General features: G+C 37.9%; 10 protein-coding genes and 1 pseudogene. 6 read left to right on the forward strand and 5 right to left on the reverse strand.

The window, feature by feature from the left end; translation table 11 throughout:
* Window positions 1-138 precede the first annotated feature (138 nt).
* The 3 genes from CKY02_RS16780 to CKY02_RS16790 all read left to right on the forward strand — a co-directional run bounded on the left by CKY02_RS16780 (window position 139) and on the right by CKY02_RS16790 (window position 5444).
* Window positions 139-1032, forward strand: a complete 894-nt coding sequence (locus CKY02_RS16780) for a LysR family transcriptional regulator (protein WP_112896178.1) — start codon at window positions 139-141, stop codon at window positions 1030-1032.
* Window positions 1033-1417: 385 nt separating this feature from the next.
* Window positions 1418-3166 carry a GH39 family glycosyl hydrolase gene (locus CKY02_RS16785; protein WP_112896179.1) on the forward strand — a complete coding sequence of 583 codons (1749 nt, stop codon included), beginning with the start codon at window positions 1418-1420 and terminating at the stop codon, window positions 3164-3166.
* A gap of 523 nt (window positions 3167-3689) precedes the next feature.
* Entirely contained in the window at window positions 3690-5444 is a 1755-nt protein-coding gene (locus CKY02_RS16790; RefSeq protein ID WP_112896180.1) for a GH39 family glycosyl hydrolase, read from the forward strand.
* A gap of 222 nt (window positions 5445-5666) precedes the next feature.
* Here the strand turns inward: CKY02_RS16790 and CKY02_RS16795 are convergent, their stop codons facing one another.
* The 3 genes from CKY02_RS16795 to rdgC form a co-directional block, all read right to left on the reverse strand.
* The gene (locus CKY02_RS16795; protein ID WP_112896181.1) at window positions 5667-6695 is read right to left on the reverse strand and encodes a Fic family protein; all 1029 of its coding nucleotides are present in this window, start codon (window positions 6693-6695) and stop codon (window positions 5667-5669) included.
* Between the two features lie 244 nt (window positions 6696-6939).
* Complete coding sequence (locus tag CKY02_RS16800) at window positions 6940-7836, reverse strand: aminoglycoside phosphotransferase family protein (RefSeq protein WP_167405324.1); 897 nt, start codon at window positions 7834-7836, stop codon at window positions 6940-6942.
* A gap of 103 nt (window positions 7837-7939) precedes the next feature.
* Window positions 7940-8851 carry a recombination-associated protein RdgC gene (gene rdgC / locus CKY02_RS16805; RefSeq protein WP_112896183.1) on the reverse strand — a complete coding sequence of 304 codons (912 nt, stop codon included), beginning with the start codon at window positions 8849-8851 and terminating at the stop codon, window positions 7940-7942.
* Between the two features lie 112 nt (window positions 8852-8963).
* Between rdgC and CKY02_RS24830 the strand changes: the two genes are divergently transcribed.
* Entirely contained in the window at window positions 8964-9107 is a 144-nt protein-coding gene (locus tag CKY02_RS24830; RefSeq protein ID WP_162120610.1) for a hypothetical protein, read from the forward strand.
* Window positions 9108-9187: 80 nt separating this feature from the next.
* On the opposite strand, the gene CKY02_RS16810 is transcribed toward CKY02_RS24830, so the two are convergent.
* Window positions 9188-12070, reverse strand: a complete 2883-nt coding sequence (locus CKY02_RS16810; RefSeq protein WP_112896184.1) for an aldehyde dehydrogenase family protein — start codon at window positions 12068-12070, stop codon at window positions 9188-9190.
* Between the two features lie 1630 nt (window positions 12071-13700).
* Here CKY02_RS16810 and CKY02_RS16815 point away from each other — a divergent pair.
* Both CKY02_RS16815 and CKY02_RS16820 read left to right on the forward strand, forming a co-directional pair.
* A complete protein-coding gene (locus CKY02_RS16815; protein WP_112896185.1) occupies window positions 13701-15677 on the forward strand; it encodes a bifunctional 2',3'-cyclic-nucleotide 2'-phosphodiesterase/3'-nucleotidase in 1977 nt (658 codons plus the stop codon).
* Between the two features lie 62 nt (window positions 15678-15739).
* Window positions 15740-16513, forward strand: coding sequence for a ribonuclease T2 family protein (locus CKY02_RS16820; RefSeq protein WP_112896186.1), 774 nt, complete (start codon window positions 15740-15742; stop codon window positions 16511-16513).
* Window positions 16514-16801: 288 nt separating this feature from the next.
* Here the strand turns inward: CKY02_RS16820 and CKY02_RS16830 are convergent.
* Window positions 16802-17701, reverse strand: a pseudogene (locus tag CKY02_RS16830) (RNA-guided endonuclease InsQ/TnpB family protein); the annotation flags it as partial.
* Window positions 17702-17945 lie beyond the last annotated feature (244 nt).

Below are 17945 nucleotides of genomic sequence, written 5' to 3' on the forward strand. Positions count from 1 at the left end.
AAATGATTTTGGCATTATCTTGAGAGCGTGGGAATAAAGAGAGCGAACGAAATTGTTTTGCATAGAATGCAAAAATAATAGCGATACCAGATATTGTGTATTATTTGTAATATATGAAATGTATAGGTAAAAATTGCGATGAAAGATTTATTACGTACCGATATGCTAACAACATTCATTCATGTTGTCCGCTCACAGAGTTTTTCTGCCGTTGCTCGTTTGCAAGGTATGGCTGCATCCTCTATCACACGTCAGATAGACAACCTTGAACAGGTGTTAGAGACAAAACTATTCTTTCGCTCTACCCGCGGTTTATCGCTGACTGACGCAGGGGAGATTTTGTTTTCAAGGGCGCAAGGTATTATCAATGATCTTGTTGATGTTCAGGCTGAGTTAGCGGCGTTGAATGGCGAACCGCAAGGGGCATTACGTGTAGCTTGCCTGCCAACTTTTGGACGTCAACATATTATTCCGATGCTAGCAGAACTATTCACTCGATATCCTAAAATTCGGGTTGAACTTGATCAAACAGAACGTTTGACTGATCCGGTCAGGGATCGTCTCGATATAGTTATTCGTATTGGTGAGTTAAAGGATAGCACACTTTATTCCAAACGTATCGCCACACAAACTTGGATTATTTGTGCCAGCCCAGGCTATATTCAAAGGCATGGAACACCGACAACACTTACTGAACTGGGTGAGCACTATTTGCTTGATAAACATCATGACCCCGCAGGTATTTGCTGGTCACGCTATCGCAGTGTTATTAACTTCAACGATGATAACAGGATCTTTCGCAGTGATGACTTTGAAACATTGAGAATGGCCGCAGTGAGTGGATTTGGAATAGCGCTTCTGCCTAATTGGGCGGTATCAGCAGATATTCGTTCTGAAAAACTTATTCCTCTATTTGATGATCCAGATGGACGTAAAGAAGATATTTATTTACTGCGGGCGCTTGCTCACCCGCCAGCAAAATTAACCGTATTTATGTCGTTATTGCAAAAGAGGCTTGCCAAGATTATTTAGGAGAATCCGTCTGATATATATTAATAAATTTATGCGATATTATTTAATATAATTCACTCACTATATGATTTTATTGGGTGTTTTTTTACTGTCGTTATTAATATCAATTTATTATTGAAGTATATGTTCTTTAGTGCTGATTTTGTTAAATAAATCACAGGATCGATTATTGGCGTAAATAATTATATCTATGTGATTATTGATTGATATAATAAATTAAAATTAATATAGGGTAATTTTAAGATATAGTTAAAAGTAATATTTAACTATTCTCTAAGTATTCGGTTCATTTATTGTTGTTGAGTTGTCAGAGAAATATATTTATTCTTCTATATTATTTTTGATTTATAACAATGTCATTTCTTAATGAATATAGAGGTTTATTGTGACTAAAATTTTTTCATTCAATAAAAATCATCGAGATTTATCGGCAGGGCATCACTCATTGCTTAAAGAGGTTAATGGCTTGAATGGTGCTCCTAAATCTTTGATGCCGGGTTTCCCTGATTTAGATGATCAATTTAATCAGATGGAAATTACCCATATCCGGCTGCATGATGGTTTTGGTATTGGGGATATGGATAATTATTTCCAAGTGGATAGAGTCAATGATCGAAATCAAATTATTGTTAATGTCCCAGAAGAAAATAAACCTGCGGCTAAAAAACTGCTTACTGATATTTCAAATATCAGAAGCATTTTTCCCAATGCGGCTGCCGGGATGAGAAATAATGATATTAGTCTTGCATTAAAAGAGGCTAATTATAAAATGACTGATGCTTATCTGCGCGATATTATGAATAATCAAGCTGAGCTAAACCCGGATAATATTCAGCGACAAATCATGTTTCGTATTGGACGTACCGGTGACGGTGGTTATGAAATACCAGAAGATTTTGATATTTATGCCATATTAGTCAGTACGCTGGTGAATCGCTACGCTTTAAACTATGCCAGAATTGGTTTACCAAGAAAAATAACCTATTGGCAGGTTTGGAATGAACCTGATTTAATTTTTTTCTGGAATAGTAATGATCCTCAAAAATATTATGAATTATATGCCAAAATTGCAAGAATAATTAAAGCTATTGACCCGGATGCTAAAGTTGGTGGCGCGGGTATTGGGTTTGTTGATAGAGCACAAGAGGATTATCTTGATGGGTTTTTACGATATTGTAGAGATAATAATGTACCATTAGATTTCTTTTCCTGGCATGGGTACGTTGAAACTGGAGACCCACAAAACATTATTGATGTGGGGAATAAGGTTCAAAAAGGTTTGCATACTTATGGTTTTACCGGTACAGAAAGTTTTTGTACTGAATGGAATTCTTGTCCTATTGGGACAAAAAATACATATACAAAAGTGCAGGGTATTAAAAATGCGGCATATATTGCTTCCACGTTTATTTATATGCAATATATAAAAATCGACAGAGCTTATTATTATCGAGGAGATGGTTCATCTTTTGGTTTGTTTAACAACCAGCCCAACCTTGAAAATCCAAGTGTTAAAAATTTCTGTACCTATTCAGCTCAATCCTTTTACCTGTTTGCCAAAATGTTCGAAACACCTTATATTTTAAGTGGTAATAAGGATTTTTCCACAGGTTTAACTGTTTTGGCTGCCGAGAATACCGAAGGAAATAAAATAAATATTCTTGCCGCAAATTATAAAGTTGATAAGACCCTTGCCGATGGTAATGCGGCTCCTGATTATTTATATCAACAATACTATTTGGATACTAGCCGAACACTGAATCAATTAACGGATACTGGGAGTAAGAATAAATGGTTTGGCGGTGTTGATCCGACAACCGTTCGCGTTGATAACGCGGTAGTACAACATGAACCGGTTAAGCCATTTCCGGATAATAATATGTTGAGAGCTAAAAATCGTGATTATACCGATAGCGACCAAGGTGTTACCGTGGTAATTAATCATATAGGTTATAAAAAATTTAAAGTTAAAGCATTCCGTATTCAAGAAGGTGGATCGCTAGCACAAATGACACCACCGGAAGTAACTGACCAGATTAATGTGTCTATAGCTAATAATAAATTAACGCTAGTGGATAAGGGAGCGAAGCCTGAGACAGTAACATTATATTCGTTAGAGTTAGAGGATAATTAATTTTATATTCAATGGAAATATTATTGTAAATTATTTTAATCGAACAGGCTCTGGAAAGAGCCTTTTTGATAACAGTTAATTAAATTGTATAGATTTTTTATATTTTTTGGTGGCTTGTTAAGGTTAAAAACATGTTTTTAATATATGTCGATGATCTTTTGTACGATATTTTTAAATATAATCTACTCTCTGTATGGTTTTATTGCGTGCTATTTTATTATTGTTATTAATATCATTGTTGGTTGATTGATATATCTTTTTTTATTTTAATGATTCTGCGGTTAAATAAGTCACGGAGTCAATTTTATTATCATAAATAGTTGTGTTAATGTAATTGTTTGTTTAATCCAATAAATTCAAAGTAATAGCTGAGAATTTTAAGGTGTGGTTGAAAGTGATATCTAACTATTATTTGGGTCTTCCATTCATTTATTGTTATTGAGTTGTCAGATAAATCTATTTATTCTTTGATATTATTTTTGGTTTATAGGGATACAATTTTTTAATGAATATAGAGGGTATTATGACTAAAGTTTTTTCATTTAATAAAAATCATCGGGATTTATCAGCGGGACATAACTCATGTCTTAAAGCGGTTAATGGTGTCAATGGTCTTACTAAATCTATAGCGCCAGGTTTCCCTGATTTAGATAATGAATTTAATCAGATGGGAATTACCCATGTCCGGCTGCATGACGGCTTTGGTATTGGGGATATAGATAATTACTTCCAGGTGGATAGGAAAAACAATCAAAATCAAATGATTGTTAATGTGTCGGAGGAAAATAAACCCGCGGCTAAAAAGCTTGTTGCTGATATTGCAAATGTTAGAAGTCTCTTTCCCAATGCGGCTCTCGGAATGAGAAATCATGATGTGAGTCTTGCATTAAAAGATGCCAATTATGAAATGACGGATGCTTATCTACGTGATGTTCTGAATAATCAAGCAGATCTGAATCCAGATAATATTCAGCGACAACTTCTGTTTCGTATTGGGCGTTCACTTGATGGCGGTTATGAAATACCCGAGGATTTTGATATTTATGCAATATTAGTTAAAACCTTGGTGAATCGTTATGGTGTAAATTATGCCAGCATTGGGTTGCCGAGAAAAATAAGCTACTGGGAAATTTGGAACGAGCCTGATTTACTGTTTTTCTGGAATACGGATGATCCACAAAAGTATTATCAATTATATGAAAAAGTAGTGAGATTAATTAAGACGGTTGATCCTGATGCTAAAGTGGGTGGTGCAGGTATTTCGTTTAGTAATCATGCAGGAGGGCATTATATTGATGGATTTTTCCGATATTGTCGGGATAATCATGTACCGTTAGATTTCTTTTCTTGGCATGGATATGTTGATACTGGAGACCCGCAAAACATTATTGATATGGGTAATACCATTCAGAATAGTTTGCATACTTATGGTTTTACCAAGACAGAGAGTATTTGTACTGAGTGGAACTCTAGTCCTTTTGGGTCGAGAAATACATTTACCAAAGTGCAGAGTCCTAAAAACGCAGCATATATCGCCTCCTCGTTGATTTATATGCAATATACCAAAGTTGACCTAGCCCATTATTATCGGGGTGATGGTTTATCTTTTGGTTTGTTTAATGATCAGCCTAATCCTAAAAACCCAAGCGTTAGAAATTTCTGTACCTATTCAGCTCAATCTTTTGGTCTTTTTGCTAAAATATTAAAAACCCCTTATATCTTAAGTGGTCAAAAAGATTTTTCAACTGGCTTAACGGTTTTGGCGGCTGAAAATAAATCGGGTAATAAAATTAATATTCTTGCAGCAAATTATAAAGTGGATAAGAGTTTTTCTGATGGTAATGTAGCCCCCGTTCCTGCGGATTTATATCGACAATACTATTTGGATACTAGCCGAACATTAGATCAATTAACGGATACCTGTAGTAAAAATAGATGGTTTGGTGGTGTTGATCCGACAACCATTCAATCTAATAATGCGGTAGTGCAAAAAGATCCGGTACAACAATTGCCACTAGATTCTCTTTTAAGACCTAAAGCTCGTGATTATATTCATAGTGACCAAGGCGTTACTGTGGTGATTGATCATATAGGTTGCAAAAAATTTAAAGTTAAAGCGTATCGTATTCAACAAGGCGGATCGCTGGAACAAATAACACCACCAGAGGTGACTAGTCAGATTAATGTGTCTATAGCTAATAATAAATTAACGTTGGTTGATAAAGGCGCGAAACCTTCAACGGTAACACTGTATTCGTTAGAGCTAATTCATCATTAATTTATATCCGTTATCTTTCAAGTGGACATTAAAGCACTATAGTTATGGTTTTCATGTCCACTTAATGAGTTTGCCAAAATAGTGACGGGAGTTAATGTTTCGCTGGTGTGGTTGAATTATTTTGTTAATACATTGATATTTCAGTAGATATTATAGCTCAATCTTATTTATGCAGGTTTTCACATCGAAGCCACCGATAAGGTAGGAATTGGTTACTTTTCATTATTTGTGGTGAGCTTTTAAATTCACCCCTTTTTCTGTCAAACGATAGCGCTGTAATGGACTGCTCGGTTTTTCTGGATGGCTCATTTCAATTAATTCTGCTGCCAGTGCGGGTTGCAAATAGCGCTGTCGGAATGAATTACGATCTTTTAATCCAAGTGCTGATTGCAGTTGCCCACGGTTCATTTCCCCTTTCAATACCATAATTAGTTGTTTAACTTGTTGGGTAGCCTGATGGGTAGCCTGATGGGTAGCCTGATGGGTGGATGTCAGAATTGCATCACGGATCATGTGCAGCATAAACTCAATAAATGGTGTACAATCAACAAGTTGGCTACTGAGATTAATTGCCTGATAGTAATGAGCTTGATGTTCATAAACCAGACTTTCAACGGGAATAAATTCAAATAATGGATTCCAGTGGCTTAAAATCAATGTCTGCCATAACCGGCCTATTCTGCCGTTTCCATCGGCAAATGGATGAATGAATTCAAATTCATAATGGAAAATGCAACTGGCAATAAGTGGATGAATATCAGTAGAGCCTAACCAGTGAAAAAGATCACCCATCAGCTTTGGAATCCGGTTTGCCTGTGGAGCCATGTGAATGACTTTTTCTCCATCCATTACACCGACGCCGCTGTGTCGATAACTGCCGGCATTATCTAGCAATCCCTTCATCAGAACATAATGGGCTTCCAGTAAGTTTTGCTCTGATGTGAAATGCCAATGGTTAAGCTTTTCATAAGCCAAGATAGCGTTACGCGCTTCTTGTATTTCACTGATCGGTGCAATAACTCGCTTTCCTTCAATAATGGCTGTGATTTGGCTTGCATCAAGTAAGTTACCTTCAATTGCCAGTGAACCGTGAATTGTGCGTATCCGATTGATACGTCTCAATCGCAAAGCGGTTATTTGTTCCTGTTCTGTGCTTAACCGCCCGATATTTTCACTGATTTCAGCAACTAATTGGATCATTTTAGCTGTAATCGAGAAAGGCGGCTGATAGCCTTTTTTAGCTGAATTCATTGAATACCTAATTGGATTACCGTGACTAGTTTTAACGTTATTATACCCGGTTGCCTCTTTGTTGGCTGCACTCGCTCACCCCGGTCACATCGTTATCTATGCTCCCGGGGATTCACTCCCTTGCCTTCGCGATGTATCTTGAAATCCATAGGGTATATAATTGAAATAGTTTGATGATGACCGAATCTAATGATTTATAATTAATGAATGCAGATGTTGTTCCGATTCAGTCATCAATTTGGTTTTAAGGCTTATACCAGCTTGGCATACTGCGTTTAAATCCTTGATAATCGTGCCAGATCATATTAATACGGTTAAGGCAATTTTGAATTGTTTTTTCTCCAAATGATTGTGCCCAAAGTAAACTAAAGAAAGCGTTATAGGCGGTATGAAAAGCGATTCTTTTTAAAAACTCTTGGCTTGGTTGGCCTGCAAAATAACCATCCATTTGTCCATGAACAAATTCCGTGCTATGTAATCGGCTAAATATCATCATCTGACTAAAGTCTTTGGCCGGATCGCCAAAACGATAACGATTGAAATCAATAACCCACAGTTTATATTTATTATCGATTATCATATTCCCGACATGATAATCACCATGTAAGAACACAGGGGATACATTATCAAGCAGAGAGAAATTATCCTTTATGAAATCAGTAAAGTCTGCTTCATGAGGGATCTTGATCCCACATTGTTCATACCGGGCCAGTTTTTCCTGATAAATGTTTTCTGCTTCCTGACGGGGAGAAATGGTTTGAGATGGGATTGTTAATTGATGTATTTTTTTTAAATGTTTTCCTGCTTGTAAACCTGCTTCATATTGTAATTGTTCATTATGTTGTTCCAGCCAATGAGTAGTATCCTGTCCTTCGATCCAATTTAGTAAAGAATAAACACTCTGGCCGTTGTTGCAAATGCCAAAATTAATGGGTTCAGACATGGGAATATTTTGTTTAAATAGTTGTTGTGTCCAGAAGAATTCTTGTTTTTTCTTATTTTCTTGGCTGATATCTGCCAAGCGTAATAACAAATTCTTACCTTGTTTATCAACAACATGGTATTTCTGATCTTTAGACCAGCCGCGATTTTCAGGCTCTATTATCTGCCAGTTTTCGGCTAATGGGATATCAAATATCATATCTGCACTCCACTGTTGTTGATTAAAGTATAAGGTTGAGAAAGACATAAGAATACCGCTCTGAAAAATAGTTCAAAGCGGCAAATAGCATTAAAGGTTGAGGTTATTTTTCCGCTTCGCCACCCAGCGCTTCAATGGTATTTTTAATCAGCGCACTCAATTCGCCGGTCATTAGAATAAAGTCAGCATCAAACCGTTGGGCAAAATCTTCCCGATCAATGTCATCATTTTGTTCACGCAGAGTATCACTGAATTTTATGCGCTTGAAAGCGCCATCATCTGACAACATAAATTGAATACGCTCTTCCCAATCGAGCGCCAATTTAGTGACACATTTGCCTGCTTCTATATGGGTGGCGATTTCGTCAGAAACCAAATCTTGTTTTTTACAACGGATCACGCCACCCTCTTCCAGAATAGCTTTTAATTCAGCTTCATCCATTAAAGCAAAACCTGTCGGTAAATTACCGGAACGTACCCATTCTGTCAGGGTTAATTCTATCGGGTCTGTAAATGTCAGAGGAACAACAGGTAAAGAACCCAGACTTTTTCTCAATAATGCCAAATTATCTTCGGCTCGTTTAGCACTGGCAGCGTCAACAATAATTAGATTATTGGCGATATCGATCCAAATATAAGTTTGGCTGAATCGGCTAAATGCCCGTGGTAGCAAGGTATGTAATATTTCATCTTTCAGAGAGTCTTTCTCTGTTTTTTTAAGTTTGCGATGCTGTTCTCCTTCCAGTTTTTCAATTTTTGCTTGCAGTGCTTGTTTGATAACAGGTGAAGGCAACATCTTTTCTTCTTTACGGGCGCAAATCAGAATGTGGTTATTCGCGACATGGGTAAAGGCGTCACTGTGTGAACCCATTGGTGGCACCCAACCTGTTTTCGCCATATCTTGACTGCCACATGGGGTGAATGCTAACGGACTCAATTGTTTTTCCAGTTCATCCGCAGAAAGTGAAATTTCCCGGTTTAAACGGTAAATCATTAAATTTTTGAACCACAACATAAAATTACCCCATATTTTTGCTCAATGAATCGGTGAGCATGACCAACATAAGGTAGCATGATAGCGAATCACAGGGATAAGCCCTAGTATCTTGTATCAATTATCCTGATTGATGACTTTATTATATACCCTATGGATTTCAAGATGCATCGCGACGGCAAGGGAGAGAATCCCCGGGAGCATAGGTAACTATGTGACTGGGGTGAGCGAGTGCAGCCAACAAAGAGGCAACTTGAAAGATAACGGGTATATTTAAACGCGGAGACACGCCGTGCTTACTTATGAAAGTACGGCGCTGTCAGGTCATCCGTCGAAGTGAGGACTTACCGGAGTAGCTTAAATTCCCGCTTGAACACAGTGGTGCTTTTCACTCTTTGGCGTGGGAAGGGTATCAAAGGGTTCAATTAAATAATGGTATATATCACGTTGTGGCAACGTACTGCCGCTAATCCTATTACCTTCATACCAAAGGCATGAAGCCGCCGGCCCTTGACCACCATAGGGAAGATAACCGTGTTCTTCCAGATGTAAATCAGTATTACTCAGAATACTATCTGGCAAGTGAAGGCGTTCGCTGAGTTGATGATGGATATAGTCACTGGTACCAAACAAAGATATATACATAGCATTAGCAGAATACAAAGGATCAGAAAAATAATGGATTAAATCTTGATCCTGATAATATCTTTGTAAGAAGAACACAGGGGCAAAAAATTCTTTATAATTGCCACCTAATGATAATTCTTTCTCGAAAACCGTTGGTTTTATCATGCCATTGATGGGATTAACTTCTCCTCCATAGGTGCAATAGGGTCTATTTACTTTAAATACTGAAGCAATTTTTATACTGTGATCAATATCGCTATTGGGACCGACAATATTTTTATAGTCACTATAAGGGCCAACTCTATCTTCAATGTTCTTCAAATCAGAGATTAATCGTTGCTTGAATAAATCGTATATATCATTGTGTACTAATATGGCGTTTGGACCAGCGCAATCCTGCCCTTGATTGTAAAGAACAACTCGTTTTGCACTTTCAACAGCCAGATTAATGTCTGCATCTTTTGAGATAATAAGTGGGTTATGACCGGCACCATTAAGAATAAATAAGGTGTTTTTTCTGAAATGTTTACGGACTTTGAGCGCATTCTCTGGTGTTCCAGTAAAGATTACTGCATCAGTTATTTTTACGCGTTGACTTAAAAATAACTCTTTATCTTCATAAGAAATAGATAATGTTGGAGAAAATTTGGATAAATTAATAACCTGCTCAAATTTTTTGTAATCTGTATGCATTGCTGTCGGGGGGCGTATGCACACGTTTTCTGCCATAAGTGAAGGGATAAAACCAAAACATACGGAAGCGTAAATGGGTTGGTTAAGCGGGAGGAATGATGTCACACCATAAATTTTCTTTTTGAAATATTCTCTGTTGTTCTCAATATTATTCAAGACATCTATTGAACGGAGAATTTCATCTTCGGTGACGTTTTTACATTGATAGTCAGAGAGTGCTTCAACTAACGCCTCACTATTCTTCTGTAAAGCAGAGGAAAGTTCATCACATTTTTTCCTGATTTCGGTGAAATTAATTTTACTGTATAACTTAGTCATATATGTTTTGTTCTCCTCGATGCTATTGTTTATTAATCTCTCTTTTTGAGATTTTTTAATTTCATTGTTAACGATATTTTCCTCATTTTTTTGGTATGAGTTTTTATATGGGTTGTTAAAATGGGTTAAAACATGCTGCATGCAATTTAAATCTAACCATGTTTTAATTCGTGGGCCTTTGGTATCACCAAATAACCCTCGGTAGAGCAGAGGCCATATTTGGGATGATTTATCATCTGAAAAATGGTCTTCATATGTACTGATTATATGCTGGAAAAGTTGATCCTTAGTGGATATTTCTCCTGAACTGATTGAGTTGGCAATGGCTGAGAAATACTTTTCTTCTTTAATGTTTTGTAATCCTTGATTTTCATTTTTACATGTCCTGATATAATAATTATAACTTATTTCCAACTCCTGATCTGAAATGGACTCTCCCGGTTTTTTATAGCGATTCAGAAAATTTTTAGCCGCGAGTTTATTTGCTGGTTTTGACGCGTGTAATATTCTTGCTATCTTCGAAAAAGATAGTCTTTTTCCATCTTTTTGCGAAATATTAACTTGATCATTGAGATGTGGTGCCAGCGCGACATAAAATTTAGACGATCTCTGTGGCTCTTTTGAGAGGTAAGTGCGAATTGCATCTCGTGTAAGCAGATGGCGAATATCATCTAAAGAGAAACTATTTCCTTTCGATTTCGATATTTTTTTACCTGAATCATCAAGGAAAAGCCCATATTTGTAAAAACGTGGAATTGGCCTGTCTAATGCTCCCGCGATCTGGCGAGCAACATCGGCAGAAGCCAGCAAATCTTCACCATGCATTTCAAAATGAATGTTTCTGGCAAGGAGGCGCATACCCCAGTCTGCTTTCCACTGAAGTTTAGATTTACCGTTTAGTACCGAAATAGTTTGCTCTTGATCCAATATTTCATTTTTATAGAACTCCCGAATTTCTACGCCATATTCATAACCGGGTTTATTAATGACTTCATCGCCAGGTATGTAATAGGTTATTTCTCCTGATGCAGGGTTCACGTCGGTTACTATAATATGTTCCAGTACGGTGCCAGTTCTTTCAGAAATGGGCATGATCATGCTGTAGGTTCTTTGTCTTAAAGATCCAGTAGATTCCTTGCATATTTGGTTTAGCACCAAAAAATTTTGTAGGAATAGTTTGATTTCGTCATTGTAATCGCCATTTTGATAGGCTAGAGAGTTTCTGACTAGCTGACACTCTATTTCGTATTCTGTGGCGAGCTTCATGAGTTGATATTCCGCCATTTCAGAGAATGACGGGAAATTTCCGAAAGGGTCCGGCACCTTGCTTATCGGTTGGCCTAGATAAGGCGTTAATTGTTCAGCATTTGGAATATTCAAAGGCACTTTTCTGAAAGGGTCCAAATCATCTGAAATGAGATAAAAATTAACTGTTCTGCCTACTTTCTCCAATTCGGTTTTGATGAGATTGGCTCGGAGGATTTCACAAAGGGTTCCTATGTGTGGAAGCCCTGTTGGTCCAAAACCCGCTTCGATATTGATTGATTCCTCGTATGGTATAGCCTGATTAATTTCGAGGGCTTCCTTGACATACCATTTCATTTGCAGTTACCTCCATCATAATGTTTTGATTATTTTAGGGTTAATGGTGATGAATAAAGACAGTAGAGGTGTTATTAACTTGTCAGGAAATCCTCAGTAATCCTGATGAGAAAAAATGCTTTAAAAATGTTATATTATTTTATATTTTTTGTTTTGACGTCAGCGATTAACCTTAAAATCTCTTTAAAATTAATGAATAGTTAACGCGAGTTCTAGCTAATTAACTATTACTACAATCAATTATTGCTATAAACTTATTCTAAGTTCTTTCGGCTCTACGAGAGTGCTGAAATGATAAGGTTCAATGATATTCTTTATAATGTTAAATAAAATTAATGTAATTATTGTTTCTGGTCAAGAGGGGAACATAAATTTTTTTATTTTCTCTTCATTGCTGAATTGAGTGAGATAGTGGGGGCGATGGATGAATGTGTCATGCTGATCAGAAAAGTCGTTTATAGTCATTCTAGTGGTATCAAAGTTATTGATAAATTATTTTTCTTTTAAATCAGTATGATAATTAATTTTTATATTTTGTTTGTAAATTAATTTATTATTTTTGTTTTATTTTAAAAGATAAAGGGTATTTTTGCTTTTTATAATATTTGAAATATATTTCTATATTTTACAAGGAATAATTTTAATTAATTTTAGAGGTTTGTTTTATATAAAATTAATAACATTTTTTTTATGACTTTTAATATTTTCTTATTTTATAATTAAAATCAATTTATATTTAAATTAATTATTAAAGTTTTAATGTTTAAATTGTTTTTTTTATAAATAATGTAATTAATAAAATTAAAAAGATAAAGTTACCTGATGATGTGATTATTATCACAAATAATTTTAATTATTTGTTTGTTTAACGATGTAATTGTGCATTTTATCACGAAAATGATTTTTGTGTTTATTTATTATATGGTTACAGTAGATTGTTTGGTTGAAGGTTATATCAAAAAATTGAAATTTTAATAGAATCACTCATTTTTAATTAAAAGTGTTCATCATTATAACCTAAATTAACGATTATTTTTTAATTAAAAACCATAAAAGTTTATATAAGGAAACCATAATATGGATGATAATTGATTGCTCGAAAATATTTACAATTTGTTAACAAGTTTGTTTTATACGGTAATATTATGAGCGGTATTTATTAGCCTGAATATTTTACCGGCTCAATGGAATAGAGAGGTTTTTGTCCAGAAATAAAGCTAATAATTAAATACAAAGCATTGTAGATATTTTATTCTTACTTAACTTAAATTAAACCGTATTAAAGGTGGCTAGAGGGCCGGTTTTACTGTGTTAGTGTTATAGGAGGAGTGAGATCTTGGCAAAGTGGTATGTCTGCGAGTGACTCTTTGCGTGATAAAAATGCAGGCACCCTAACTATAAAAAAACAGATTTATCTTGTTGGTTGAGATAAACGTTTTGCAATTTCTCAGTACAATAGCCTGAATTTGTTCGTTGAAGCGGCATATGATGATGCGCACAGCGACAATCCAGCTTATGAAAATAAAAAACAGATGATTGTGGAAATCGACGCTCATCTGTACTTGTAAGTTGACAGTTAAAGGAGAGCTGATTTTGAGTCCTCCTAAACTACCTAAAAAAGAGGTGTGAAATGGTTAACAATGTGTTGAAAGTCTCCACATTAACCTTATTGGTCGCATGTAATGTCCATGCTGAAACAGTTGATTTGCGGGTAATGGAAACATCTGATGTTCACAGTAACCTGATTGATTTTGATTACTTTAAGGATAAACCTACAGAACAATTTGGTTTGATACGCACAGCGAGTTTAATTAAAGCAGCCAAAGCAGAAGCCTCTAACTCCATTCTGGTCGATAACGGTGATTTGATTCAAGGTAGCCCACTGGCTGATTACGTGGCCGCAAAAGGCCTTAAAAAAGGGGGATCTCATCCAGCACATCAGTTAATGAATACAATGGGTTATACCGTGGGTAACTTTGGTAACCACGAGTTTAACTTTGGTTTGGATTATCTGAAAAAAGCCATTGCCGGTGCGAAGTTCCCTTATATCAATGCCAACATCATGGATGCGAAAACCGGTAAGAACTATTTCACCCCCTATATTATTGTTGATACGCCGGTAAAAGACCGGGAGGGTAAGAATCATACCATCAAGATTGGCTATATCGGTTTTGTACCGCCACAAATTGTTATCTGGGATAAGGTCAATCTGGATGGGAAAGTTGTCGTTAACGATATCACTGAAACCGCGAAAAAATTTGTTCCTCAAATGAAAAAAGCGGGGGCAGATTTGATTATTGCTATTCCTCACTCCGGCTTTTCCAAGGAGCCTTATAAGGCAATGGCTGAGAACTCGGTTTATTACTTGAGTGAAGTTAAAGGTATTGATGCGATTATGTTTGGTCACTCACACGGTGTGTTTCCAAGTAAAGAATTTGCAGACATTAAAGGCGTTGATGTTGCTAAAGGTACGGTTAACGGTATTCCGGCTGTTATGCCCGGCCAATGGGGTGATCATTTAGGTGTTGTTGATATGGTTATCGACAACGGGGGTGGGGCATGGAAAGTGACGGAAGCAAAAGCGGAAGTGCGCCCGATTTATGACAAAGTGAATAAAAAGGCACTGGTTGAGCGTGATAGTGAGTTGGCAAAAATTATCGGGCAAGCTCATCAGGGGACGCGGGGTTTTGTCGGTAAATTGATTGGCAAAGCGTCTGCCAATATGTATAGCTATTTGGCTTTGATTCAAAGTGACCCGACAGTGCAGATTGTGAATGATGCACAAGCCGATTACACGCGGCGTTTTATTCAAGGTGATCCCGATTTAGCAGATATTCCTGTTCTGGCCGCTGCGGCACCATTCAAAGTTGGCGGGCGTAAAAATGCACCTTCAGAGTTTATTGAAGTTGAAAAAGGTGATTTAACCTTTCGTAACGCAGCAGATTTGTATCTCTATTCCAATACACTGGCTGTTGTGAAGGTCACTGGCGCTGATGTGATTGAATGGTTGGAGTGTTCGGCCGGCATGTATAACCAGATTGATCCAAATTCAACTCAGCCGCAGTATCTGTTGAATTGGAGCGGTTTTCGTACTTATAACTTCGACATGATAAGTGGCGTGAATTATAAGATTGATCTGACTCAGCCCGCTAAATACGACGTTGATTGCCAGATCATCAATCAAGGGGCGAATCGTATCAAAGAGCTGACTTACCAAGGTAAACCGATCGATCCTCACGCTAAATTTCTCATTGCTACCAATAACTACCGCGCCTATGGTGGTAAATTTGCCGGCACAGGCGAAGATCACATTGCATTCGCTTCACCGGATGAGAACCGCGCTATTTTGGCTGCTTACATTGCCAAAATGTCTAAACAGAAAGGGATAGTAGCGACCAAAGCAGAGAATAACTGGTCGATTATGCCAATCAAAACTGACAAGAAATTGGATATCCGTTTCGAAACGTCTCCAAGTGAGAAAGCGGCGAAATTCATCAAAGCATTTTCTCAATATCCCGTGAAATATTTGGAAAATGATGAGATCGGTTTTGCCGTGTATCAAATTGATTTGACTGAAAAAAATAATTTTAATAGTCGCCTGCCTTAATTTTGGCAGGTTTTTGTTTGTTTACCATCAACAGGGAAATAATTTCCCATAAAGGAATTAAGATGCGTTTTTTTAATTTATTATCAGCAATATTCGTTTTACTGATTGTGGGTTGTGTGAAGCAACCAGAAGTGACTGACTCGTTGGAGTCTCTATCAACATTGGAAGAGGGGGCGTCTTGTATCTTACCTGCTACTCCGCCGAAAGATTATGATTATGTTGCTAAAGGTGACCGTTATGGTCAGAACGCAATCGCATCGACAGATTATTTCAAACTGTCTATTAGTTATTCTCCAGCATTTTGTAAGAGCAAAGCAAAGAATATTGAGCGCCTGAAAAATAGTAACAAACTTGCTGAAGCGCAGCGTGAATATGAAAAGTTTGAATTGCAATGTTTCTCCGAAAACAAATTTAGTTGGGTAATTCACGGCTTGTGGGCGCAAACCTGTGATAGTAAATCAATGGCACAGTGCCGTGATTGGTCTGATGTCAGAAAACATCCACGTCTTTGCAAAGGGGATTTGCCACCACTGGATTATCAGGTGATTAAACCTTATCTATGCGCTTCTCCAGGGGCAGATTTGTTACAAGGTGAGTGGGAAAAACATGGTGTTTGTGCGTTTACAACGCCAGATCAATTTTTCAGTAAGCAGCAAGAACTGTTTGATGGATTGGTATTGCCTAATGATCGTCCATCTAATAAACAGTTAATTAAGTTCCTCCAGAAAAATAACCCATCATTGAAGGGAAAAGCCATTCAAATCAATCGTGATGAATTTTACATTTGTTACAGCAAAAATTTCGACGTGATTGATTGTCCAAAGCGTGAGTTGTGATGGTTCTCCTTTCTATAAAGGAAAATCACAGTGATGTGCCTGACCTGCGGTTGCGTGGGTCAGGTTTGCTTTCTCTTAATCGTCGATGCCGATATATCCCTTTCAGGGGATATTTTGTATTTATCTGTTATAGGGGTAATTATGAAGATCACATCACCAGAGATACTCGCACTCGCAATGAGGGAGACCCGCAAAAAAAGCAAATTGACTCAGCGAGAAACGACTGATCGGGTCGGTATTAAACAGAGCACTGTATCGGGGTTCGAGAAGTATCCAGAGGGCAGTAAAATGCTGACGTTTCATGAGGAAGCCATGCCAGCCCGCATCCCCGATAGCGCGGGCAAGGTGGCGATTCTTCATCATGTTGGCCGATTTCAGCGTCTCAACAATGACCGCCTGGTTTTCGTCAACCCTTGTTCGAGAGAGTCTGTGTTGAAAATCGGCGCGGGCATGGGCTATTCGCTCATGGACTGCCGCCAGACGTAAGCGTGCCTTGCCGCGGTTAGCGCTGCCCTTTTGTTTGCGGGACAGCGATTTCTGCTTTCGACGCAGGTTACGGGTGGCGTTGATAAGGTGACGCGGGTTATTGACCTTCTCCCCGGTCAACTGGATAAGATAGTGGGATAACCCCATATCACATCCTGTCACGCGGGTGATAACGCCCGGCTTTTCCGGCGCATTTTTGCCATCGTCACACAGGATAGCCGCGAAATATTTTCCCGTGGCGGTTCGGGATAGCATAATGCTCTTCACTTCCCCTTTAATTTCTCGGTGTATGCGTGCCTTTATCGGTGACAATTTCGGGATCTTCACCGCGCCCTCCAGCACTTTCACCCCAACACAGTGATAGCTGGATTGACAGCCATGTTTGCGTTTGAACGTGGGAAATTGGGCGCGTAACTTCGAATTGAAGAAATTATCAAACGCGGTATTCAGATTGATCACCGCCTGCTGTAACGCGATAGCGTCATATGCCTTGAGCCAGGCGTACTTGCGGGATTTCTTCGCGACCGCCAGGAGCGGTTTGAGGTCTTTGCGCGGATTTAAACTCACGCCGTGACGTTTGTAAGTATGCTTTTTGATGTGCAGCGCCTTGTTGTACGCAAAACGGACCGCACCGAACTGGCCGTTAAGATACTCGGCCTATTCGGGGGTGGGGTAGATGCGGACTTTGGTCGCTCTTAACATATTCAGCGCTCATTGATAGAGTGCATTCATTTTAGCCTGTTGTACAGGCAGATATCAATTCAGCCAGGATACGTCGGACTAGCCAGCCCTAACGCCCTTTGGGCTTTTCGCCTGATATCCCCGTCCGCACGGGTTTTCCGGTTTAAAGGCATAAACTATCGCCGACAGGGTGTTCGGTACTATCGGTGCTCAGCGGGGGCGATTTTTCTCTTTCCCAGGGCTTGAACCGGTACCAGGATGTCGT

This window comes from Photorhabdus bodei, from assembly GCF_003287735.1.
Taxonomy (GTDB): domain Bacteria; phylum Pseudomonadota; class Gammaproteobacteria; order Enterobacterales; family Enterobacteriaceae; genus Photorhabdus; species Photorhabdus kayaii.